This is a genomic window from Ruixingdingia sedimenti (assembly GCF_031432425.1).
Classification (GTDB): domain Bacteria; phylum Pseudomonadota; class Alphaproteobacteria; order Rhodobacterales; family Rhodobacteraceae; genus Ruixingdingia; species Ruixingdingia sedimenti.
The window spans coordinates 1-20,529 of the sequence record NZ_JAVKPH010000021.1; the positions used below are offsets into that span (position 1 = coordinate 1).

At 70.0% G+C, this 20,529-nt stretch carries 22 protein-coding genes and 1 pseudogene; 20 read left to right on the plus strand and 3 right to left on the minus strand.

Annotated features, from left to right (window positions below; genetic code table 11):
* A pseudogene (locus RGD00_RS15790) lies at positions 1–133 on the minus strand (IS5/IS1182 family transposase); the annotation flags it as partial.
* A 72-nt stretch (positions 134–205) separates the two neighbouring features.
* Between RGD00_RS15790 and RGD00_RS15795 the strand changes: the two are divergent.
* From RGD00_RS15795 to RGD00_RS15825, 7 genes are all read left to right on the plus strand, one after another.
* Entirely contained in the window at positions 206–1,201 is a 996-nt protein-coding gene (locus RGD00_RS15795; RefSeq protein WP_310458250.1) for an ABC transporter permease, read from the plus strand.
* Positions 1,202–1,285: 84 nt separating this feature from the next.
* Complete coding sequence (locus tag RGD00_RS15800; protein ID WP_310458251.1) at positions 1,286–1,966, plus strand: energy-coupling factor ABC transporter permease; 681 nt, start codon at positions 1,286–1,288, stop codon at positions 1,964–1,966.
* Between the two features lie 402 nt (positions 1,967–2,368).
* Positions 2,369–3,187, plus strand: coding sequence for a phosphonate ABC transporter ATP-binding protein (gene phnC / locus RGD00_RS15805; RefSeq protein WP_310458252.1), 819 nt, complete (start codon positions 2,369–2,371; stop codon positions 3,185–3,187).
* A 37-nt stretch (positions 3,188–3,224) separates the two neighbouring features.
* Positions 3,225–4,121, plus strand: a complete 897-nt coding sequence (phnD, locus tag RGD00_RS15810) for a phosphonate ABC transporter substrate-binding protein (RefSeq protein ID WP_310458253.1) — start codon at positions 3,225–3,227, stop codon at positions 4,119–4,121.
* A 63-nt stretch (positions 4,122–4,184) separates the two neighbouring features.
* On the plus strand, positions 4,185–5,072 hold the full coding sequence (phnE, locus tag RGD00_RS15815) for a phosphonate ABC transporter, permease protein PhnE (RefSeq protein ID WP_425603424.1): 888 nt from the start codon (positions 4,185–4,187) through the stop codon (positions 5,070–5,072).
* A gap of 2 nt (positions 5,073–5,074) precedes the next feature.
* Positions 5,075–6,424 carry a phosphonate ABC transporter, permease protein PhnE gene (gene phnE, locus RGD00_RS15820; RefSeq protein ID WP_310458254.1) on the plus strand — a complete coding sequence of 450 codons (1,350 nt, stop codon included), beginning with the start codon at positions 5,075–5,077 and terminating at the stop codon, positions 6,422–6,424.
* Positions 6,424–7,041, plus strand: coding sequence for an LbetaH domain-containing protein (locus RGD00_RS15825; protein ID WP_310458255.1), 618 nt, complete (start codon positions 6,424–6,426; stop codon positions 7,039–7,041). The genes phnE (RGD00_RS15820) and RGD00_RS15825 overlap by 1 nt, the downstream gene beginning before the upstream one ends.
* A 206-nt stretch (positions 7,042–7,247) precedes the next feature.
* Here the strand turns inward: RGD00_RS15825 and phnF are convergent, their stop codons facing one another.
* Entirely contained in the window at positions 7,248–7,964 is a 717-nt protein-coding gene (gene phnF / locus RGD00_RS15830; RefSeq protein WP_310458256.1) for a phosphonate metabolism transcriptional regulator PhnF, read from the minus strand.
* 111 nt (positions 7,965–8,075) lie between these two features.
* Between phnF and phnG the strand changes: the two genes are divergently transcribed.
* The 8 genes from phnG to phnN all read left to right on the plus strand — a co-directional run bounded on the left by phnG (position 8,076) and on the right by phnN (position 13,550).
* Complete coding sequence (gene phnG, locus RGD00_RS15835) at positions 8,076–8,519, plus strand: phosphonate C-P lyase system protein PhnG (RefSeq protein WP_310458316.1); 444 nt, start codon at positions 8,076–8,078, stop codon at positions 8,517–8,519.
* Positions 8,516–9,097 carry a phosphonate C-P lyase system protein PhnH gene (gene phnH / locus RGD00_RS15840; protein WP_310458257.1) on the plus strand — a complete coding sequence of 194 codons (582 nt, stop codon included), beginning with the start codon at positions 8,516–8,518 and terminating at the stop codon, positions 9,095–9,097. Before phnG ends, phnH begins: the two co-directional genes overlap by 4 nt.
* Positions 9,097–10,185 (plus strand): carbon-phosphorus lyase complex subunit, encoded by a 1,089-nt coding sequence (locus RGD00_RS15845; RefSeq protein ID WP_310458258.1) that lies wholly within the window; start codon positions 9,097–9,099, stop codon positions 10,183–10,185. Before phnH ends, RGD00_RS15845 begins: the two co-directional genes overlap by 1 nt.
* A gap of 149 nt (positions 10,186–10,334) precedes the next feature.
* Entirely contained in the window at positions 10,335–10,673 is a 339-nt protein-coding gene (locus RGD00_RS15850; protein ID WP_310458259.1) for an endonuclease domain-containing protein, read from the plus strand.
* Positions 10,670–11,545 carry an alpha-D-ribose 1-methylphosphonate 5-phosphate C-P-lyase PhnJ gene (locus tag RGD00_RS15855; RefSeq protein WP_310458260.1) on the plus strand — a complete coding sequence of 292 codons (876 nt, stop codon included), beginning with the start codon at positions 10,670–10,672 and terminating at the stop codon, positions 11,543–11,545. Before RGD00_RS15850 ends, RGD00_RS15855 begins: the two co-directional genes overlap by 4 nt.
* 32 nt (positions 11,546–11,577) lie before the next feature.
* Positions 11,578–12,342 (plus strand): phosphonate C-P lyase system protein PhnK, encoded by a 765-nt coding sequence (phnK, locus tag RGD00_RS15860; RefSeq protein ID WP_310458317.1) that lies wholly within the window; start codon positions 11,578–11,580, stop codon positions 12,340–12,342.
* 3 nt (positions 12,343–12,345) lie between these two features.
* On the plus strand, positions 12,346–13,029 hold the full coding sequence (gene phnL, locus RGD00_RS15865) for a phosphonate C-P lyase system protein PhnL (protein ID WP_310458261.1): 684 nt from the start codon (positions 12,346–12,348) through the stop codon (positions 13,027–13,029).
* Entirely contained in the window at positions 13,026–13,550 is a 525-nt protein-coding gene (gene phnN, locus RGD00_RS15870; RefSeq protein WP_310458262.1) for a phosphonate metabolism protein/1,5-bisphosphokinase (PRPP-forming) PhnN, read from the plus strand. Before phnL ends, phnN begins: the two co-directional genes overlap by 4 nt.
* Here phnN and RGD00_RS15875 read toward each other — a convergent pair.
* Positions 13,532–14,212 (minus strand): DUF1045 domain-containing protein, encoded by a 681-nt coding sequence (locus RGD00_RS15875; protein WP_310458263.1) that lies wholly within the window; start codon positions 14,210–14,212, stop codon positions 13,532–13,534. The genes phnN and RGD00_RS15875 overlap by 19 nt on opposite strands.
* A 125-nt stretch (positions 14,213–14,337) precedes the next feature.
* Here RGD00_RS15875 and RGD00_RS15880 point away from each other — a divergent pair, with 125 nt between their 5' ends.
* The 5 genes from RGD00_RS15880 to RGD00_RS15900 all read left to right on the plus strand — a co-directional run bounded on the left by RGD00_RS15880 (position 14,338) and on the right by RGD00_RS15900 (position 20,520).
* Entirely contained in the window at positions 14,338–15,483 is a 1,146-nt protein-coding gene (locus RGD00_RS15880; RefSeq protein ID WP_310458318.1) for an alpha-D-ribose 1-methylphosphonate 5-triphosphate diphosphatase, read from the plus strand.
* Between the two features lie 432 nt (positions 15,484–15,915).
* The gene (locus RGD00_RS15885; protein WP_310458264.1) at positions 15,916–17,547 is read left to right on the plus strand and encodes an ABC transporter substrate-binding protein; all 1,632 of its coding nucleotides are present in this window, start codon (positions 15,916–15,918) and stop codon (positions 17,545–17,547) included.
* A 68-nt stretch (positions 17,548–17,615) separates the two neighbouring features.
* Positions 17,616–18,605 carry an ABC transporter ATP-binding protein gene (locus RGD00_RS15890; protein WP_310458265.1) on the plus strand — a complete coding sequence of 330 codons (990 nt, stop codon included), beginning with the start codon at positions 17,616–17,618 and terminating at the stop codon, positions 18,603–18,605.
* Positions 18,602–19,582, plus strand: coding sequence for an ABC transporter ATP-binding protein (locus tag RGD00_RS15895; protein WP_310458266.1), 981 nt, complete (start codon positions 18,602–18,604; stop codon positions 19,580–19,582). The genes RGD00_RS15890 and RGD00_RS15895 overlap by 4 nt, the downstream gene beginning before the upstream one ends.
* A gap of 8 nt (positions 19,583–19,590) precedes the next feature.
* A complete protein-coding gene (locus tag RGD00_RS15900) occupies positions 19,591–20,520 on the plus strand; it encodes an ABC transporter permease (protein WP_310458267.1) in 930 nt (309 codons plus the stop codon).
* Positions 20,521–20,529 lie beyond the last annotated feature (9 nt).

Below are 20,529 nucleotides of genomic sequence, written 5' to 3' on the forward strand. Positions count from 1 at the left end.
GCTTGCCAGTCGGCGCGGCCTTCCACGTCATGGCGGGGTCGAACCAGATCGTCAGAGAGCCGCGGCGCTTGAGCGCTTGGTTATAGGCGGGCCAGTTCCTGGTCTTGTAGATCGGGGGTGTCGGTCTGCTCATGCAGTCAAGCTACCACGCTGGATTCACGAGATGAATCCCTCACGCGATTTGTGCAACAGAGCCGGTGGCGACATGAACGTCAAGACGGACAGAAGCGGGGCCGGGCGCAGCCCGCCGCGGTTCGGGATCGGCGAATTCGGCTGGATCTGGATCGCCCTTCTGGGGCTTGTGGCGGTCTGCGCTCTGGTTGCGCCGAGCGCGCTGAAACCCGGGTCGATCCAGTCCATGCTGCCGCTGTTTTCGGTGCTGCTGCTGCTGGCGGCGGGGCAGACGCTGATCGTGCAACAGCGCGGCATCGACATGTCCGTGGGCGCACTGGCGACGCTTTCGGGGCTTTTCGTGGCGGTGTTCACCGGCGCGACGGGCAGCGGCCTTGGCGGTGTCGTCTGTGCGCTGGCGCTCTGCGGGGCGTTCGGCGCGGTCAACGGCCTGCTGACGACGCGGCTGAACATCAGCCCCATCGTCGCGACGCTGGCCACCGGCACGCTGATGGCGGGGATCGCACGGCTGATGTCGGGGGGCAGCGCCATGCCGATCCCGCCCGGTTTGCAGGACATCGCCCGGGCGCGTCTGGCCGGGGTGCCGGGCATCGGCATCCTCGCCATCGTCATCGTGCTTGCGGCTTGGTTCGTCATCCGCCGCACCACCCACGGGCGGCGTTTCGTGGCGACCGGCGCCAACCCGGCCACGGCGCGGGCGTCGGGCACGCGGGTCGAGCTGATCCAGGTCGGCACCTATGCCGTCGCGGGCGTGTTCTACGGGGTCGGCGGGTTCCTTCTTGCGGGCTACATCGGCTATGCGACCCCCACCGCCGGCACCAGCTATCTGCTGCCCAGCATCGCCGTGGTGGTGATCGGGGGCACCCCGTTCACCGGCGGGCGCGGCAGCCTTGTCGCCACCATCGGCGCCGCCGCGTTCATGACGCTGCTCGACCAGATGGTGCTGTCCATGGGCGCGCGCATGTCGGAACAGTTGCTGACCCAGGCCGCGGCGATCGTCGTCGCGACAAGCATCCGTCGCTTTTCTCTTTCCAGCATCCGGGGGAGGATCGGACGCGGAAAGCGCTAGGACCGCAACCGACACAGAGCGCCTTTTTGAAGGCGCATAGAATGTGTTCACTTCGACTGAGCCACAACAGGAAGGGGTAAATCCATGCATATCGAACCCGGCGTCGTGAACGGCGCCAAGATTATTCTTAGCTATGCCACCGCCGCCGGGGCATTCGGTCTGGCGACAAAGATGGTTTGGAACGACCTGCGCAGCCACGGCGGCGGTATCAGTCTTGCCGCGCGTAGCGCGCTGGCCACGGCTGCGGTGTTCTGCTTCTTCGAGGTCTTTCCGCACCATGCCGTCGGCGTGTCCGAAGTGCACCTGATTTTGGGTTCCACGCTGCTGCTGTTGTTCGGAGCAGGAGCAGCGGGGATCGGGCTGGCGCTAGGCTTGTTAATCCAGGGTCTCCTCGTTTCACCATTCGACTTGCCCCAATATGGCATGAACGTCACGACGCTTTTGGTGCCGCTCTGGGGCATCCATCTGCTGGCGCGGCGTGTTGTCCCGGCGAGGACTCCTTATGTTGATCTGAAGTACGGTCAGGCCTTGACGCTGTCGATTGCCTATCAGGGCGGCATCGTCGCATGGGTGGCATTCTGGGCCCTGTATGGCCAAGGCTTCACTGGCGAGAACCTGGCTGCGGTTGGCAGCTTTGGCCTTGCCTATATGACGGTCGTCATCGTTGAGCCGCTGGTGGATCTTGGCGTGCTGGCGTTGGCAAAAACGACGCGACGGGTCAGCAGCGGGCCGCTGTTCAACCCACGCTTGCATCTGCCGACCTGACGGATCTGCCGCATTGACTGCCCGCCGCCGATGTCTCGGTGGGCTATGGGCTGATGCTGGCCGACCATCTGGGGCTGGCCGGGGGGGGGAGCCGGCCGTCGCGGCCTATCGGGAACGCCTTCAGGCCCGCGCGGCCTATCGCGCCGCGCTGAAGGCACAGGAGGCCGCCGCCCTTCGGCAAGGCGTCCCGGCCATCCCCGCCCCGCTGATCCGGCCCCGCTGATCCGCGGGCGGCCGCCGCGTTCCGGCTTCGGGCCGCCGGTCCCCTGCGCCCGGCTGCCGCCACCGGCCTGTTCGTCCGCAAAGAACGGCATGGCGCGGCTGTCATCGAAGTTTCATCCATGCGCAGCCTGACTGTCACATCCCGCCGCTATCCCCGCTGCAACCAGTCAGGGGGTGTGCATGCTGGAGGTCAGGGCCGTAACGCGGATGTTCGGCGCCCGGGCGGCGGTGGACGGGGTGAGCTTCACCGTCGACGGCCCGGCCTTCGTCGGCATCATCGGCCGGTCGGGGGCGGGCAAGTCCACCCTGCTGCGGATGATGAACCGGCTGACCGACGCCACATCGGGCCGGATCCTGGTCAACGGGCGCGACGTGCTGGCGCTGCGCGGGGCCGAGGCGCGCGCCTGGCAGGGCCGCTGCGCGATGATCTTTCAGCAGTTCAACCTCGTGCCACGGATGGATGTGGTGTCGAACGTGCTGCACGGCACGCTCAACCGCCGCGCGACGCTGGCCACGCTGTTCAGCCTCTGGCCCCGGGCCGACATCCTGCGCGCGCTCGACATCCTCGACCGGCTCGGCATCGCCGAACAGGCGGCCAAGCGGGCCGAGGCGCTGTCGGGCGGCCAGCAGCAGCGCGTGGCGATCGCCCGCGCCCTGATGCAGGACCCCGAGGTGATCCTGGCGGATGAGCCCATCGCCAGCCTCGACCCGATGAATGCGCAGGTCGTGATGGACACGCTCAGACGCATCAATGTCGAGGACGGGCGGATGGTGATCGCCAACCTGCACACGCTCGACACCGCGCGGCGCTATTGCGACCGGGTGATCGGCATGCGCGACGGGCGCATCGTGTTCGACGGCACCCCTGACCAGCTTTCCACCGGCGCCGCGCGCGACATCTACGGCGCCGATGCGGGCTTCAACGAAGCCGCGACCTCTACCGCCATTCCTGCCGATACCGCCGCCGATGCGGCCTATGCCGGCCGGCTGCTGGCCTGACCCGCCCCATCCGGGGCCCAACACCTGCGGAGCGACCATGACCAGACTGATCCTGACCCTTGCGCTGTCCACCGCGCTGACCGGCGCCGCCGCGGCGCAGGACATCACGCGCTTCAACCTCGGCATCCTCGGCGGCGAGAATGCGCAGGACCGCATGAGTTCCAACGAATGCTACCGCGCCAAGCTGGAAGAGGCGCTCGGCGTGCCGGTCAAGGTGTTCACCCCGGCCGACTACGACGGCGTGATCCAGGGGCTTCTGGGCGGGTCGCTCGACCTCGCCTGGCTCGGCGCCTCGGGCTATGGCAAGATCTTCCTGACCGACCCCGAGGCGGTCGAGGTGCGGCTGACCAAGCAGAACATGGACGGCTCGACCGGCTATTACGCCATCGGCTTTGCCCGCACCGACAGCGGCATCGCCTCGATGGACGACGTCAAGGGCAGGTCCTTCGCCTTCGCCGATCCGAATTCCACCTCGGGCTATCTGATCCCGGGGGCGGAACTGTCCGCGAAATACGGCAAGCTGGATGATTATTTCAGCGCGGTGAAGTTCTCGGGCGGGCATGAACAGAGCCTCGTCGGCGTGCACAACGGCGATTTCGACGCGGGCGTGGCCTGGGCGGACGGCCTGGGCAACTGGGAAGACGGCTACAATTCGGGCGCGATCCGCAAGGCCGCCGATTCCGGGCTGGTCGACATGAACAACCTGGTCGAGATCTGGCGGTCCAAACTGATCCCCGAAGGGCCGATGGTGGTGCGCAAGGCGCTGCCGGATGCGGTGAAGGACAAGGTGACGCAACTGACCGCCGACCTGTGGGAACAGGACCCGGAATGCGCCTATGGCGTCGCCTCGGGGCAGGCGAAGGATTTCGTGCCGGTGGACCACGCCACCTACGAAGGCGTGATCGCGGCGCGCAAGATGCAGGAAAGCAAGTGATTTCGATGACGCAAGGCCGGTTCCCCGCAGGGGGGCCGGCCGCATTCTTTCATCAGGCTGCACATGGTTGACATCGCCTTCGGCCCCGACCCGGACCCCGGCGCCCGGTCGCGCGCGGCCCGCAACGCCGCCTATCTGGACCTCGTGCGCCGCCGCCGGATGTATGGCGGCATCCTGCTGGCGGTGTTCCTCGCGCTGATGGCCTCGGGCTTCGTGATGGCCGACGGCCGCAACGCCGGCGGCTTCTGGGAGGGGCTGCCGATGCTGGGCGCCTTTCCCTCCGAGGTGATGGCGGAGGCCTGGGCGAAACGCGCCAACCTGCCGGGGCTGCTGGTGGCCCATCTGCCCTCGCTGGCCGAGACGCTGAACATCGCCGCCGTCGCCACCATCCTCGGCGCGCTGGCGGCGGTGGTGCTGTCGCTTCTGTCCACGCGGGGGCTGGCGCGCTGGCCGCGGCTGACGGGGCTGTTCCGGCGGATGATGGATGCCTGCCGCGCGGTGCCGGAAATCGTGATCGCGCTGGTGCTGATCTTCATCCTCGGCGGCGGGCCGGTGCCGGCGGTGATCGCCATCGGCATCCATACCGCCGGGGCGCTCGGCAAGCTCTTCTCCGAGGTGGCGGAAAACGCCGACCTGAAGCCGGTCGAGGGCCTCGCCTCGGTCGGCGCGACCTGGGGGCAGCGGATGCTGCTCGGCGTAATCCCGCAGGTGGCGCCCAACTGGCTGAGCTATGCGTTGCTGCGGTTCGAGATCAACCTGCGCGCCAGCGCGATCCTGGGCTTCGTGGGCGAGGGCGGCATCGGCCATGACCTCAAGATCGCGATGCAATGGGGGCAGGGGCGGTATGACCAGGTGGTGGCGATCTTCCTGCTGCTGTTCCTGTCCATCGTGCTGATCGACCGGCTGTCGGATCGCGTCCGCCAGCGGCTTGTCCGGGGGGCAGGGGCATGACCATGAGCACGACCGATACCGCGACCGCGCCCGCCGCCACCGCCCGGGCGCCCGCGGTCATCCGCCGCTTCGCGCGGCTGCGGCGGTTGTCCTTCGGCCTGCCCGCGCTGGTGCTGGCCTATCTTGTCTATGCCGCGATCAGCTTCGATGTCGCGGGTCTTGCGGCGCGGGCGCGGTGGGACAATGCGGCGATCCTGCTGAACGATTTCTGGTCCTACAAGACCCATGTCACGCGCGACAACCGTTCCGGCGCCCTGACCGTCGCCGTCGAGGGCGAGCCGCGGGGCACCTATCCCCCCGGCAGGCTGCCCGGCTGGGTGACGGTGGCCGATGGCGTGACCACCATCGACCTCGGCGGCGGCCATGTCGTCACCTATGACGATGCCGGCGCGCGCTATGTCGTGCCGGGCTATGGCACGCTCGACATCCGCCCGGTGGACGGCAAGCCGGTGCTGGACGCGCCCCTGCCGCTGCCCGGCTGGATCTCGGTCTCGGAAAACCGCGTCGCCGCCACCACCGGGGCCGGGCGCTTCGCCTATTCGCGGTCGAAGGTGGAGACCTTCCACTATGAGCCGGGGTGGGAGCTGTTCTTCTTCACCCTCGACAGCCCCTTTTACGGCAAGGGGCCGCTGGAACTGCTGCGCCTCGCCGTCGCGGGCGAACGGGTGGACCCCGCGCGGCCGAACGCCGTCGCCATCTGGCAAGAATTCTGGGGCAACAAGATGTGGCGGCATGCCGATGTCGCCTGGGCGATTTTCGAGACCGTGCTGATGGCCTTTCTGGGCACCATGACCGCGGCGGCCATCGCGCTGCCCCTCGGGTTCGCGGCGGCGTCGAACTTCATGCCCTTCGCGCTGCTGCGCTTTGCGCTGCGCCGGGTGTTCGACTTCATCCGCGGGGTGGACGGGCTGATCTGGACCATCATCCTGTCCCGCGCCTTCGGGCCCGGGCCGCTGACCGGGGCGCTGGCGATCTTCCTGACCGACACCGGCAGCTTCGGCAAGCTTTTCTCCGAGGCGTTGGAGAACATCGACGAAAAGCAGGTGGAGGGGCTGAAATCCACCGGCGCGAACGGGGTGCAGCGGGCGCGCTTCGGCGTCATCCCGCAGGTGACGCCGGTGCTGCTGAGCCAGGTGCTCTACCATCTGGAATCGAACACCCGCAGCGCCACGGTGATCGGCGCCATCGTCGGCGGCGGCATCGGGCTGCTGCTGACGCAGGCGATCATCACCCAGAAGGACTGGGAAGAGGTCGCCTATTACATGGTGCTGATCGTGCTGATGGTGATGGCGATGGACAGCCTGTCGGGCTGGCTGCGCCGCCGGCTGATCCGCGGGCGAAAGGACATGTGATGCCGAAACTGTCGGAAACCGGACCCCTGCTGCATCCCGGCGCGGTCGCGGTGGATACCACCTTCGGCCGCTGGTGCGAGGTCGGCGCGGGCGCGCGGGTGCTGCATTCCGATTTCGGCGACTATGCCTATTGCGACCGGCTGGCCGACATCGCCAATACCACGGTCGGCCGGTTCGCCAATATCGCGGCGCTGACGCGGATCGGGCCGACGGACCATCCCTTCGCCCATGCGGCGCAGCACCATTTCCTCTATCGCTCGTCCTATTACTGGGACGATGCGGCGGACGACGCCGCCTTTTTCGCCGCCCGCGCGGCGCGCCGCACCGTGCTGGGGCCGGATTGCTGGATCGGCCATGGCGCGATCGTCAAGCCCGAGGTGACGGTGGGCGCCGGCGCCATCGTCGCCGCCGGCGCGGTGGTGACGCGCGACGTGGCGCCCTTCATGATCGTTGCGGGCGTGCCGGCCGTGCCGATCCGCGCGCGGTTTCCGGCGGCGGTGGCGGACCGGCTGCTGGCGCTGGCCTGGTGGGACTGGGACCACGCCCGCCTGCGCGCCGCGCTGGAGGATTTCCGCGCGCTGAAGGCCGAGGCGTTCCTGGAGAAATACGGCGGCTGATGCGGGCGTTGCGCCCGATGCCCGGCCTCTGGCCGGGTGGAAAGATGCGCGCGCCGCGCGGGAGTATTTTGGGAAAGGTGAAGCCGCAAGGCGCACCCCTTTTCCGAAAGGGGCGCCCCTCTTCATTTTCTGTCCGATAAATATCCCCGCGCGGCGCGCGCAGCTTTCCGCCGGGCCGAACGCCGGGTGGGGGCCCGCAGTCCGGCCTATTCCGGTGTCACGGTCAGCGTCACCCGGTCGCCGGCGAACCAGGTGGTGCCGAATTCCACCGGTCTGCCTGCGGGGTCGATGTTGACGCCGACCGACCGCAGGACCGGCGCGCCCTCGGGCAGGGCCAGCGCGAGCGCCATGAGGGCGTCGGCGCGTTTCGCCGTCAGCCGGGTTTCGGCGCGGGTGTAGTCGCGCACCCCGCAGGCGGCCAGCGCGGCCGTCACGGATTGCGTTTGCGCCAGCGCCGCCAGCAGGCCGGGCAGGGCGGCGGCGGGAAACACGCTGCGGAAGGCCGCGACCGGCTGGCCGTCGATCAGCGACACGCCCTCGACCACATGCACCGCCGCGCCGGGGGGCAGGCGCAGCGCCGCGGCCTCTTTCGCGCGTGCGGGGCGGGTTTCCCGGCGCGTGATCCGTTTCGCCGGGGTGCGGCCCGATGCCGTGACCGCCTGGTGGAACCGCACCCTGCGGCCGAGCGGGTAGTCGGTCGGCCGCGCGGTCACGAAGACGCCCGCGCCGCGCCTGGGGCGGACCGTCCCCGCCTCTGCCAGCGCCGCCAGCGCGCGGCGCACGGTATGGCGGTTGACGCCGAAGCGGGCGGCGAGTTCCGCCTCTGTCGGCAGTTTCGCGCCGGGGGGATAGAGGCCCTCGGCGATATCCGTGCCGAGGCTGTCGGCGATGGTCTTCCACAGCGGGGTGGGGGTGGATGTCATGGAAAATTCACAACGCGGCTGTTGAGGCGACTCGGGGTCTGCGGTAAGAATTTGTCGAGTTGTATAGTTATCTAGACAAATCTGCAAGATGTCGAGGACCGCATGACGACAATGCCCGAGACCGCCGAACGCCAGCGCAGGGGCTGGATGGCGCTGCTGGCCAAGGCTCCGCCCGCGCGGCTGGCGGCGCTGCTGCCCGACCTGCCGGCGCACGAGATGCTGCGCCCGCCGGAAACCGGCGCGGTGATGGTGCGGGGCCGCGCGGGGGGCACGGGCGCGGCCTTCAACCTGGGCGAGATGACGGTGACGCGCTGTTCGGTGCGGCTGGCGGGGGGCGCGGTGGGCCATGCCTGGGTGCAGGGGCGCGACCGGGCGCATGCCGCCCGCGCCGCGGTGGCCGATGCGCTGATGCAGACCCCGGCGGCCGACCGCATCCGGGCCGGGGTTCTGGCGCCGCTGGCGGCAGAGGCCGCGGCGGCGCGGGAAGCGCGCGCGGGCAAGGCGGCGGCGACGCGGGTCGATTTCTTCACCCTGGTGCGCGGAGAGGATCAATGACCGCCCGGGCCCCGACCGACAGCCTTGCGGGCGGTTTCGCGGACGCCCCGCGCCAGTCCGCCCGCGCCTTCCGCGCGATGATGGAGGCGATGGCCCGCCCGGGCACGATCCACGCCCTTGCCGGGGCGGCGCCGCCTGCGCCCCTGTCGGTGGCGGCGGGGGTGGCGCTGCTGGTGCTGGCCGACGGCACGACGCCGGTGCATCTGGCCGGCGCCGCCGATTGCGCCGCGGTTCGCGGCTGGATCGCCTTTCACATCGGCGCGCCGCTGGCGGCGGCGGAGGAAGCGGATTTCGCCCTGGGCCGGTGGGCGGACCTCTGCCCGGTGGACCGGTTCCGCACCGGCGATCCGGCATACCCCGACCGGTCGGCCACGCTGATCGTCGAGGTGGCGCGCCTTGCCCCCGAGGGCCCGCGCCTGACCGGCCCCGGCATCCGCGACATCGCGCATCTGTCGCTGCCCGGGGTCGCGGCCTTCCGCGCCAACCGGGCGCTGTTCCCGCGCGGGTTCGATACCTTCCTGACCTGCGGCGACCGCATCGCGGCGCTGCCCCGCACGACCCTGGTGGAGGACGCCTGATGTATGTCGCGGTCAAGGGTGGCGAGCGCGCCATCGACAATGCCCATGCCTGGCTGGCCGAGGAACGCCGGGGCGACCCGGCGGTGCCGGACCTCGGGATGGACCAGATCCGCGAACAGTTGCGGCTGGCGGTCAACCGGGTGATGGCCGAAGGCTCGCTCTACGATCCCGATCTTGCGGCGCTGGCGATCAAGCAGGCGCGCGGCGACCTGATCGAGGCGGTGTTCCTGATCCGCGCCTGGCGCACGACGCTGCCGCGGCTCGGCGCCTCCGTCCCGGTGGAAACGGCGGGCATGGCGGTGGACCGGCGCATCAGCGCCACGTTCAAGGACCTGCCGGGCGGGCAGGTGCTGGGGCCGACCTTCGATTATACCCACCGGCTGCTGGATTTCGCGCTGGCGGCCGAAGGGCTGCCCCCGCCCGCGCCCACCGCCCCCGCCACGCCCGGCCCGGTGCCGCATGTCATGGGCTTCCTGAACCGCGACGGGCTGATCGAGCCCGCGGCCGGGGACGAGGGTGCGCCGCCCGACCTGACGCGCACGCCGCTGGAACTGCCGGCCTGCCGGGCGCTGCGGCTTCAGGCGCTGGCGCGGGGGGACGAGGGGTTCATCCTGTCGCTCGCCTATTCCACGCAGCGCGGCTACGGGCGCACGCATGCCTTCGTGGGCGAATTGCGCATCGGCCGCGTGGCGGTGGAGGTGGAGATCCCCGAACTCGGCTTCGCCGTCGAGATCGGCGAGGTGGAACTGACCGAATGCGAGACGGTGAACCAGTTCACCGGATCCAGGTCCGAGCCGCCGCAGTTCACCCGCGGCTACGGGCTGGTCTTCGGCCAGTCGGAACGCAAGGCCATCGCCATGAGCCTCGTGGACCGCGCGCTGCGCTGGAAGGAACTGGGCGAGGATTATACCGGCGCCCCGGCGCAGGACGAGGAATTCGTGCTGGCGCATTGCGACAACATCCAGGCGACGGGGTTTCTGGAACATATCAAGCTGCCGCATTACGTGGATTTCCAGGCCGAACTGGAACTGATCCGCCGCCTGCGGGCAGAGGCGGCGCAGGTGCAGGCGCAGGAGGCGGCGGAATGAGCGCCCTTCCGTCGACCCCCCTCACCCCGGCCCTCTCCCCCTTGGGGAGAGGGAGGCGGGCAGCGTTAACCCCTTGCTTACCAACCCCGGCGCAGGCTGGCGGGGTCGGCGCGGTTCCTCTGCCCGGCGGGGAGAGGGAGAGGGAACGGATGCGCAGATGCGATGCGGTGACGGCCGAGGTACGCCTTGCGCGCCAGGCGATGACCCCGGCCGAGGCGGTGCTGTGGCCGCTGTTGCGGGGCCGCGGTTTCCGGGGGCTGAAGTTCCGCCGGATGGAGCCGGTGGCCGGCCATGTGGCGCCTTTCGCCTGCCGCCCGGCGCGGCTGATCCTCGATCTGCAGGCGGGTGCGGTGCCGACCGCGAACGACATCCACCGCGTCGCGGCCTTCGCCGCCGCGGGCTGGCGGGTCTGTGTGCTGGCCGAGGCCGAGGTTCTGGCCGCGCCCGCCGCCGCCTTGCAACGACTGTTTCCCGGGGCCCGGACATGACCGATACCGCCTGCAACTTCGCCTATCTCGACGAACAGACCAAGCGGATGATCCGCCGCGCGCTGCTCAAGGCGCTGGCGATCCCCGGTTATCAGGTGCCCTTCGCCAGCCGCGAGATGCCGATGCCCTATGGCTGGGGCACCGGCGGCGTGCAGGTGACGGCGGCCTGTCTGGTGCCCGAGGACCGGCTGAAGGTCATCGACCAGGGGGCGGACGACACCACCAACGCGGTCTCGATCCGCAGGTTCTTTCAGCGCACCGCGGGGGTGGCCGTGACCGAGCGCACGGCAGAGGCGACGGTGATCCAGACCCGCCACCGCATCCCCGAACATCCCCTGACCGAGGGCCAGATCCTCGTCTACCAGGTGCCGATCCCCGAGCCGCTGCGGTTTCTGGAACCGCGCGAGACCGAGACGCGCAAGATGCATGCGCTGGAGGAATACGGGCTGATGCATGTGAAGCTTTACGAGGATATCGCGCGCCACGGGGCGATCGCCACAAGCTATGCCTATCCCGTCAGGGTCGAGGGGCGCTATGTCATGGATCCCTCGCCGATCCCCCGGTTCGACAACCCGAAACTGGGCGGGAACCCGGCGATCCAGCTGTTCGGCGCGGGGCGCGAACAGCGCATCCATGCGCTGCCGCCCTATACCGGGGTGGTGAGCCTCGATTTCGAGGACCATCCCTTCACCGCCAGCAAGGCGCCGCATGACTGCGACCTGTGCGGGGCGGGCGACAGCTATCTGGACGAGGTGATCACCGATGATGCCGGCGGGCGGATGCATGTCTGTTCGGACACCGATTTCTGCGCCACCCGCCGGGCGGCGGGACATGTGGGGCGGTTGGGCGTGCCCGTCGAGGGGGCCGCGTGATGGGGGGCGTCGCTGTGAGTATTTGTGGCAAGATGAAGCCCGATGCGCCGCTTTTGTCGGTGGCGGGGCTGACCAGGCTTTACGGCGCGCGGATCGGCTGTGCCGATGTGTCCTTCGACCTTTACCCGGGCGAGGTTCTGGGGATCGTCGGCGAAAGCGGGTCGGGCAAGTCGACGCTGCTGTCCTGCCTTGCCGGGCACCAGCGGCCCGACGGGGGGCGTGTTCTCTATGACGGGCGCGACGTGCTGGCGCTGGACGAGGCCGCGCGGCGGCGGCTGTCGCGCACCGATTGGGCCTATGTGCACCAGAACCCGCGCGACGGGCTGCGCATGGGGGTTTCGGCGGGCGGCAATGTGGGCGAGCGGCTGATGGCCGTGGGCGCGCGGCATTACGGGACGATCCGCGCCGGGGCGGCCGACTGGCTGAACCGGGTGGAAATCGCCGCCGACCGGATCGACGACCGGCCCACCGCCTTTTCGGGCGGCATGCAGCAACGCTTGCAGATCGCGCGCAATCTGGTGACGGGGCCGCGGCTGGTGTTCATGGACGAACCCACCGGGGGGCTGGATGTCAGCGTGCAGGCGCGGTTGCTGGATCTGCTGCGCGGGCTGGTGCGCGATCTGGGGCTGTCGGTGGTGATCGTCACGCATGACCTTGCGGTGGTGCGGCTTCTGGCCGACCGGCTGATGGTGATGCGGGGGGGCCGGGTGGTGGAACAGGGGCTGACCGACCAGGTGCTCGATGATCCGCAGCACGGCTATACGCAGCTTCTGGTGTCTTCGGTATTGCAGGTCTGAGCCATGATCGAGATCGAGAACCTTTCCAAGACCTTCACCCTGCACAATCAGGGCGGCGCGGTGATCCCGGTGATGGCCGGGGCCGGCCTGCGGGTCGCCCGGGGCGAATGCGTGGGGCTGGCGGGGCCTTCGGGGGCGGGGAAATCCACGCTGATGCGGGTGGTGCACGGCAACTATCTGGCGGCGGGCGGGCATGTCCGCGTGGGCGGGCTGGACCTGACCACCGCCGCCCCGCGCGAGATCATCCGGCTGCGGCGCGAGGTGCTGGGCCATGTCAGCCAGTTCCTGCGCGTCGTGCCCCGGGTGCCCGCGCTGGAGGTGGTGGCCGAGCCCCTGCTGACCCTCGGCACCGCGCCGGAGGCCGCGCGGGCGCGGGCGGCGGCGCTGCTGGCGCGGCTCAATATCCCTGCGCGGCTGTGGGGGCTGTCGCCCACCACCTTTTCGGGGGGCGAGCAACAGCGGGTGAACATCGCGCGCGGTTTCGTCCACGACTATCCTGCGCTGCTGCTGGACGAGCCGACGGCCAGCCTCGACGCCGCCAACCGCGAGGTGGTGCTGCAACTCATCGAAGAGGCGAAGGCGCGCGGCGCGGCGATCCTCGGCATCTTTCACGATGCGGGGGCGCGGGACCGGGTCTGCGACCGGCTGGTGGATGTGGCGGCCTTTGCGCCCGGGGCGGCGGCATGATCGTTGCGGTGGTCGGGCCTTCGGGGGCGGGCAAGGACATGCTGATCGCGGCGGCGGTGGCGCGCGATCCCCGGCTGCGGCGGTTGCGCCGGGTCATCACCCGGCCCGCCGCGGCGGGGGGCGAGGATTTCGAGGGCGTCACCGCCGCCGAATTCGCCGCCCGCAAGGCGCGGGGCGAATTCGCGCTGGACTGGCAGGCGCATGGGCTGTGCTACGGCATCCCGCGCGACCGGATCGCGGGGCCGGGGGTGGCGGTGTTCAACGGTTCGCGCGCGGCGCTGCCGCAGGCTTTGGCGCGGTTTCCGGGGTTGCGGGTGGTGCTGGTGACGGCGCCGCCGGCGGTGCTGGCCGAACGGCTGGCCGCGCGCGGGCGCGAGCCTGCGGCAGAGATCCGCGCCCGGCTGGAACGGGCGGCCTTTGCCCTGCCCGAAGGGGTGGCGGCGGTCACGGTGATGAACGACGCCAGCCCCGAGGCGGGCGTCGCGCGGTTTCTGGCCGCGCTTCAGCCGGAAAGGGCATAGCGGTGCAGCAGATGGAACCGGCCCGCGTCATCCTCGCCGAACAGACACAGATCCTCGACCGCGAAGGGCGCGGGCAGGACGGGGGCGAAATGCGCCGCCAGCACCGGGGCCGCCGCCGCGGCGGTGTCGGCGGGCAGCGCGTCGGTCAGGGTCAGGTGAAAGCGGAATTCCTCCATCACGAAGGGATAGCCCCATCTGTCCAGCAGGTCGCGCTGGCGGGGGCTCAGCCTTTCGGGGCGGCGGCGGGCGGTCTCGGCCGCGGTCAGGGGGGCGCGCAGGGCATCCGTCCCCTCGACCACCGCGGCGGCGAGCGCCATCAGCGCCGCAGTATCGCCCGTGGGCGTAAGCGCAAGGAACCCCGAGAGGTTTTCGAGCCGCAGCCCCTCGCAGCGCACCGGGGCGAGCCGGGCGGCAAGGGCGGCCACCGCCGCCGCGACCGCCGCGCCGTCCATGCCCGCGGCGGGGCGGAAGGGGGCGCGCAGCGTGCCGTGGAAGCCGTATCTGCGCGGCGCGGCGGTCAGGCCGGCCGCGGGCCGGGGCAGGCCGGGCAGATCCGGCTGCGGCAGGGCGCGGCCGGTGGCCGGGTCGTGGCCCAGCCAGCGGGCCGCGCGGTCGGCAAAGGCGCCGGGGCGCGGGGCGTAGTAGACGGCGTAGCGTTTCATCGGGTCCATGCCGGGGATCTAGGGCCGTTGTGTCACACGGGTGTGACAGGATCGTGCGATGGGGGCCAGCCCTTGCGGCCCGCCCCGCCCCGGCCCGGCGGCACTGAAAGACAGGAATGACGAAGATGACCGAGACGATCCTTGCCAATGCCATGCTGGTACTGCCCGAGGGGGTGACGCGCGGGCAGATCCGGCTGACGGGCGGCGTGATCGCCGATATCGCCGGGGGTGCGGGCCTGCCTGCGGGGGCCATCGACTGCGGCGGCGATCTGGTGATGCCGGGGCTGATCGAGCTGCATACCGACAACCTCGAACGCCATATCCAGCCGCGCCCCCGGGTGGACTGGCCGCATGCCGCGGCCATCGTCGCGCATGACGCGGAACTCGCCTCGGTCGGGATCACCACGGTGTTCGATGCGCTGCGGGTGGGGTCGGTCTTTACCAGCACCAATGCGGGCTACGGCGAATACGCCCGCGCGCTGGCCGACGAGATCCTCGACCTGCGGGCGCGGGGCGTGCTGCGGATCAGCCATTTCCTGCACCTGCGGGCCGAGATCTGTTCGGAAACGCTGGTCGAGGAGATGGCGAAGTTCGGCCCCGGCGACCGGGTGGGGATCGTGAGCCTGATGGACCACACCCCGGGCCAGCGCCAGTTCCGCGACATCACCAAGCTGCGCGACTATGTGATGGGCAAGCGCAACCTGTCGCAGGCGGAATTCGACACCCATGTCGCGGCGCAGCAGGCGCTGCGGGCAGAGGTCGGCGACCGGCACGAGGCGGTGGCGGTGGCCGAATCGCGCCGCTATGGCGCGGTGCTGGCGAGCCACGACGACACCACCGCGCCGCAGGTCGCGGCCAGCGCGGCGCATGGCGTGCAGTTCGCCGAATTCCCCACGACCGAAGAGGCCGCGGCCGCCTGCCGCGAAAGGGGCATCCGGGTGATGATGGGCGCGCCGAACCTGATCCGGGGCGGCAGCCATTCGGGCAATGTGGCGGCCTCGGCGCTGGCCGGGGCGGGGCTGCTGGATATCCTGTCGTCGGACTATGTGCCCTCGTCGCTGTTGTCCGGGGCGCTGATGCTGGGGGATCTGTGGGGCGACATGGCGCGCGGCATCGCGACGGTGACGGCGGCGCCCGCGCAGGCCACGGGGCTGGCGGATAGGGGCCGGCTGGCGCCCGGTGCGCGGGCCGACGTGATCCGCGTCGCCCGCGTCGGGCAGGCGGGGGCGGCGGTGCGCGGCGTCTGGGTCGCCGGCGCGCGCGTGGGGTAGGGCGGCGCAGGATTGCAGGGACGGTCCCTGGGGGATAGCCGTCTGGGGGCAATCGGTCCTGTCGTTCTGTCTGGCGAAGGCGCGCGCCTTCGCCACCGCGATACAGATGGAGTTGCCCCGGCCGGGGGCCCCAAGCCCCCGGCCAGCGCCCGCCCCGCCCATGGCGGGCGCTTCTCGCCCGCCGGGGCAGGCGCTGGCCTACCCATTACTCCTGCGATCTCCGTCTCTCACGGCACCGCCGCGCGAACGGACGGGGGAAACGCAATGCGTTTCCTGATCCCGCCCGGCCCGGTGATTGCCCCTGCGACCGCGGCAACCCGGCGGGAAGTCTTCAACAAACCTTCTCCGTCCGGCCATCGAACTGTTACGCAGGGCGACGAAAAGCATCGGCGAAACGGCCGCGCTGCGGCCCCTTCCAAGAGCGAGAGAGCCATGCTTGTCACCCGTCGCCACACCCTCGGCCTTTTCGGCGCCGCCGCCGGAACGCTGATCCTGCCGCGCCGCCTGATGGCGCAGGGCGCCCGCCGTTCGATCACCATCGCGGTGCAGAAGATCAGCAACAACAACACCCTCGACATCTGGCACGAACAGTCGAACGTCGGCGAGAGGGTGTTCTTCCCCAACCTGTGGGAAGGGCTGATCCTGCGCGACTGGATGGGCGATCAGGGTCCCGTTCCGGGCCTTGCCACCGACTGGAAGCGGCTGGACGACAGGACGCTGGAACTCAGCCTGCGGCAGGGGGTGAAATTCCACAACGGCGACGAACTCACCGCCGAGGATGTGGTCTTCTCGTTCTCCGACGAACGGCTGTTCGGCGGCACCGGGCCGGTGGGCGGCGAGACGATCTATGCCGAGAACTTCAAGCCGCAGACCGCCAAGGAACTGCCGGCCTCGGTGCCCGGCACCGGCCGCCGCCTGTGGCCCGCGCTGCGCGGCGTCGAGGCGGTCGACAAATACACCGTGCGTTTCCACAACGCGACGCCGGATGTGACGCTGGAAGGCCGGCTGATGGCCTACGGATCCCAGATCACCTCGAAACGCGCCTGGGACGAGGCGGCGAGCTATGCCGAATGGGCGCGCAAGCCGATCACCACCGGCGCCTATGCGGTCGAGGACTACCGCCCGGACGTGTCGCTGACGCTGGTGGCCTTCGACGATTACTGGGGCGGCCGCCCGCCGCTGGAACGGATCCGCTTCGTCGAGGTGCCGGAAGTCGCCAGCCGCGTGAACGGCCTCATGTCGGGCGAATACGATTTCGCCTGCGACCTGCCGCCCGACCAGATCGCCACCGTCTCGGGCACGCCGGGGCTGGAAGTGCAGTCCTCGACCATCTGGAACCACCGCGTGTCGGTGTTCAACGTGCAGAACGAGATCGTGGCCAATCCGCTGGTGCGCCGCGCCATGACCCATGCGATCGACCGCAAGGCGATCGTCGAGGCGCTGTGGGGCGGGCAGACGGTGATCCCGGCGGGGCTGCAATTCGACAGCTATGCCGCCTCGGACATGTTCGTCGAGGGCTGGGCCGTGCCGGACTACAACCCCGAACTGGCGCGCGACCTGCTGAAGCAGGCCGGCTACAAGGGCGATGCGATCCCGTATTTCCTGCTGAACAACTACTACACCAACCAGACCGCCACCGGCCAGATCCTGACCGAGATGTGGCGCGCGGCCGGGCTGAACATCGAGATCCAGATGAAGGAGAACTGGTCGCAGATCTTCGCGGGCGAAGGCACCCGCGGCGTGCGCGACTGGTCGGCCTCGAACCTGATCAACGACCCGATCACCCCGATGGTCAACCAGTTCGGCCCCAACGGTCAGGCGCAGCAGATGCGCGAATGGGCCAATGACGAACTGAACCGGCTGTCGGTGGTTCTGGAAACCTCGACCGACCGGGCGCTGCGCAGGAAATCCTTCGCCCGGATGCTGGAAATCGCGGAACGCGAGGATCCGGTCTATACCATCCTGCACCAGAACGCGGTCTTTACCGGCATGAAATCCGAACTGAACTGGAAGGCGGCCCCTGCCTTCGCGATGGATTTCCGCGCCACCAACTGGAACGTCTGATCCTTCGGGCAGGGGCGCCGGTCATTCCGGCGCCCCTGGCCTTTTTCGGCCTGATGCGAGGACAGAGCATGGCGTTCGTCTCGATCCGGGATCTGAGGGTGGCCTTCGACGGCGTTCAGGTCCTGCATGGAATTGATCTCGACATCCGCCACGGCGAGGCCGTGGGTCTGGTCGGGGAAAGCGGCTGCGGCAAGTCGGTGACATGGCTGGCCGCGCTCGGCCTGCTGCCCGGCAAGGCGCGGGTGTCGGGTTCCGTCCGTATCGACGGGCAGGAACTGATCGGCGCACCGCGCCGGACGGTGGAACGGATGCGCGGCGCGCGGGTCGCGATGATCTTTCAGGACCCGTCCTCCTCGCTCAACCCCGTGCAGCGGGTGGGGCGGCAGATCGTGGAAAGCCTGACCCTGCACCGCGGCCTGCGGGGGGCGGCGGCGCGGGCAGAGGCGGTCCGGCTGCTGGATCTGGTGGGTATTCCGTCCGCCGCGACGCGGGCGGACCTTTACCCGCACGAATTTTCGGGCGGCCAGTGCCAACGGATCATGATCGCCATGGCGCTGGCGGGCGAACCCGACCTGCTGATCGCGGACGAACCGACGACCGCGCTCGACGCGACGATCCAGGCGCAGATCCTCGACCTGCTGGCGCGGTTGCGGCGTGAAACCGGCATGGCGATGGTGTTCATCAGCCACGATCTGGGGGCGGTTTCGGCCGTCTGCGACCGTGCGGCGGTGATGTATGCCGGCCGGGTGGTCGAGGCCGACAGGATCGACCGGCTGTTTTCGGCGCCGCGCCATCCCTATACCTGCGGGCTTTTCGACGCGATCCCGGACCTTGACGCCGGCCGCGGGCGGCTGCGGCCCATCCAGGGCGTCGTGCCGGATCCCAAGGCGCTGCCCGTGGGATGCGCCTTCGCGCCGCGCTGCGACCGGGCGACGGATTTCTGCCACCGCCACCGGCCGGAACTGAAGCCGCAGGCGACGGGCGGCCCGCTGGCCTGTTTCCACCCCGTCGGCCGCGACGGCGCCCCCCTGCACGCCCCGGTGGAGGAACCGGCATGACCCCCCCGCTGCTGGAGGCGCGCGGCCTGGTTCAGCAATATGCCACGGGCCGGTCCCTGTTCGGCGGCGGGCGGGCGGTGCGTGCGGTGGACGGGATCGACCTGACGGTGCGGGCGGGCGAGATCCTCGGCATCGTGGGGGAATCCGGGTCGGGGAAATCCACGCTCGGCCGGATGCTTCTGGGGCTGGAGACGCCCCATGCGGGCGAGGTGCGCTATCAGGGCGCGCCGATGCCCCGGCCGCGCACCGACGCCTGGCGCCGCCTGCGGGCACAGATGCAGCTGGTGTTCCAGGACCCGCTGGCAGCCCTCGACCGCCGCATGACCATCGCCGCGCAGATCGCCGAACCGCTGGAGATCCACGGCCTGGCGCAGGGGGCCGAACGGCAGGCGCGCGTGGCCGGACTGATGGCGAAGGTCGGCTTGCGCCCCGATCAGGCCGGCCGCTATCCGCACGAATTGTCGGGCGGCCAGCGCCAGCGGGTGGTGATCGCCCGGGCGCTGGCGACGCGGCCGCGGTTTCTGGTCTGCGACGAGCCGGTGTCGGCGCTGGACGTGTCGATCCAGGCGCAGGTGGTCAACCTGCTGCGCGACCTTCAGGCGCAGGAGGCGCTGACCATGGTGTTCATCAGCCACGACCTCAAGGTGGTGCGCAACATCTGCGACCGGGTGGCGGTGATGTATCTGGGCCGGGTGGTGGAAGAGGCGCCGTCGGACCAGATCTTTTCCGACCCCCGCCATCCCTACACGAAGGCGCTGGTGTCATCGGTCCCGCGTGCGGGGGCGGGGCTGTCGGGGCGGATCATCCTTCAGGGCGAACCGCCGAACCCCGCCGCGCGGCCCCCGGGTTGCGCCTTTCACCCGCGCTGCGCGCTGGCCGATGCCGCCTGCGCGCGCGCGGTTCCCGCGCTGGAACGCCATCGCGGCCGCTGGACGGCCTGCCTGAAACAGCGCGCCATCGTGCAGACCGCAGCCTGAGGCCCCCCATGTTGACCTATATCCTGTCCCGGCTGGCGCGCGCGCTGCTGACCATCCTGCTGGTGATGACCTTCGCCTTCGTGGTGCTGCGGATGTCGGGCGATCCGGCGATCATCCTGCTGGGCCCCGACGCGCCGCAGGACGCCATCGACGCCTTCCGCGCGCGGTGGGGGCTCGATGCGCCGCTGTGGCAGCAGTATCTGGCCTATCTGAAACAGCTTGCCACCTTCGATTTCGGCGTCTCGATGCGCGACCGCGCCCCGGCGCTGGATCTGGTGCTGGAACGGGTTCCGGCGACGCTGGCGCTGACGGTGCCGGCGCTGATGCTCAAGATCGGCATCGGCATTCCCGCCGGGGTCTATGCGGCGCTGCACCGGCAGTCGGTGGCGGACCGCGGCGTGATCATGCTGTCGATCTTCGGCTTCACCATCCCGTCCTTCGTGCTGGGGCTGGTGCTGGTGCTGATCTTCGCGGTGCGGCTCGACTGGCTGCCCTCGGGCGGGCAGGACACGTGGCGCCATGCCATCCTGCCCATCGTCACAATGTCGGTCGGCGGCATCGGCATTCTGGCGCGGTTTTCCCGGTCGGCGATGATCGAGGTTCTGGGCCAGCCCTATATCCGCACCGCCATGGCCAAGGGGCTGAGCTGGCGCGACGTGGTGTGGAAACATGCGCTGCCCAATGCGGCAGTGCCGATCGTGACGCTGATCGGCTTCATGGTGGGGGCGCTGATCGCCGGGGCCGTGGTGATCGAAAGCATCTTTTCCTGGCCCGGCGTCGGGCGGCTGATCGTGGTGTCGGTGGCCAACCGGGATCTGGCGGTGGTGCAATGCCTGCTGCTGGTGATCGCCAGTTCGATGGTGGTCGCGAACCTGCTGGTCGATTTCGCCTATGGCCTGCTGGACCCGCGCCTGCGCGCCAGGGCCGCAACGCATTGAGGATCCCGC

What these genes read in the sequence shown, in the direction of transcription:
- RGD00_RS15795 (WP_310458250.1), top strand. Translation starts at nt 206, where the DNA reads ATGAACGTCAAGACGGACAGAAGCGGGGCCGGGCGCAGCCCGCCGCGG.
- RGD00_RS15800 (WP_310458251.1), top strand. Translation starts at nt 1,286, where the DNA reads ATGCATATCGAACCCGGCGTCGTGAACGGCGCCAAGATTATTCTTAGC.
- phnC (WP_310458252.1), top strand. Translation starts at nt 2,369, where the DNA reads ATGCTGGAGGTCAGGGCCGTAACGCGGATGTTCGGCGCCCGGGCGGCG.
- phnD (WP_310458253.1), top strand. Translation starts at nt 3,225, where the DNA reads ATGACCAGACTGATCCTGACCCTTGCGCTGTCCACCGCGCTGACCGGC.
- phnE (WP_425603424.1), top strand. Translation starts at nt 4,185, where the DNA reads ATGGTTGACATCGCCTTCGGCCCCGACCCGGACCCCGGCGCCCGGTCG.
- phnE (WP_310458254.1), top strand. Translation starts at nt 5,075, where the DNA reads ATGAGCACGACCGATACCGCGACCGCGCCCGCCGCCACCGCCCGGGCG.
- RGD00_RS15825 (WP_310458255.1), top strand. Translation starts at nt 6,424, where the DNA reads ATGCCGAAACTGTCGGAAACCGGACCCCTGCTGCATCCCGGCGCGGTC.
- phnF (WP_310458256.1), bottom strand. Translation starts at nt 7,964, where the DNA reads ATGACATCCACCCCCACCCCGCTGTGGAAGACCATCGCCGACAGCCTC.
- phnG (WP_310458316.1), top strand. Translation starts at nt 8,076, where the DNA reads ATGCCCGAGACCGCCGAACGCCAGCGCAGGGGCTGGATGGCGCTGCTG.
- phnH (WP_310458257.1), top strand. Translation starts at nt 8,516, where the DNA reads ATGACCGCCCGGGCCCCGACCGACAGCCTTGCGGGCGGTTTCGCGGAC.
- RGD00_RS15845 (WP_310458258.1), top strand. Translation starts at nt 9,097, where the DNA reads ATGTATGTCGCGGTCAAGGGTGGCGAGCGCGCCATCGACAATGCCCAT.
- RGD00_RS15850 (WP_310458259.1), top strand. Translation starts at nt 10,335, where the DNA reads ATGCGCAGATGCGATGCGGTGACGGCCGAGGTACGCCTTGCGCGCCAG.
- RGD00_RS15855 (WP_310458260.1), top strand. Translation starts at nt 10,670, where the DNA reads ATGACCGATACCGCCTGCAACTTCGCCTATCTCGACGAACAGACCAAG.
- phnK (WP_310458317.1), top strand. Translation starts at nt 11,578, where the DNA reads ATGAAGCCCGATGCGCCGCTTTTGTCGGTGGCGGGGCTGACCAGGCTT.
- phnL (WP_310458261.1), top strand. Translation starts at nt 12,346, where the DNA reads ATGATCGAGATCGAGAACCTTTCCAAGACCTTCACCCTGCACAATCAG.
- phnN (WP_310458262.1), top strand. Translation starts at nt 13,026, where the DNA reads ATGATCGTTGCGGTGGTCGGGCCTTCGGGGGCGGGCAAGGACATGCTG.
- RGD00_RS15875 (WP_310458263.1), bottom strand. Translation starts at nt 14,212, where the DNA reads ATGAAACGCTACGCCGTCTACTACGCCCCGCGCCCCGGCGCCTTTGCC.
- RGD00_RS15880 (WP_310458318.1), top strand. Translation starts at nt 14,338, where the DNA reads ATGACCGAGACGATCCTTGCCAATGCCATGCTGGTACTGCCCGAGGGG.
- RGD00_RS15885 (WP_310458264.1), top strand. Translation starts at nt 15,916, where the DNA reads ATGCTTGTCACCCGTCGCCACACCCTCGGCCTTTTCGGCGCCGCCGCC.
- RGD00_RS15890 (WP_310458265.1), top strand. Translation starts at nt 17,616, where the DNA reads ATGGCGTTCGTCTCGATCCGGGATCTGAGGGTGGCCTTCGACGGCGTT.
- RGD00_RS15895 (WP_310458266.1), top strand. Translation starts at nt 18,602, where the DNA reads ATGACCCCCCCGCTGCTGGAGGCGCGCGGCCTGGTTCAGCAATATGCC.
- RGD00_RS15900 (WP_310458267.1), top strand. Translation starts at nt 19,591, where the DNA reads ATGTTGACCTATATCCTGTCCCGGCTGGCGCGCGCGCTGCTGACCATC.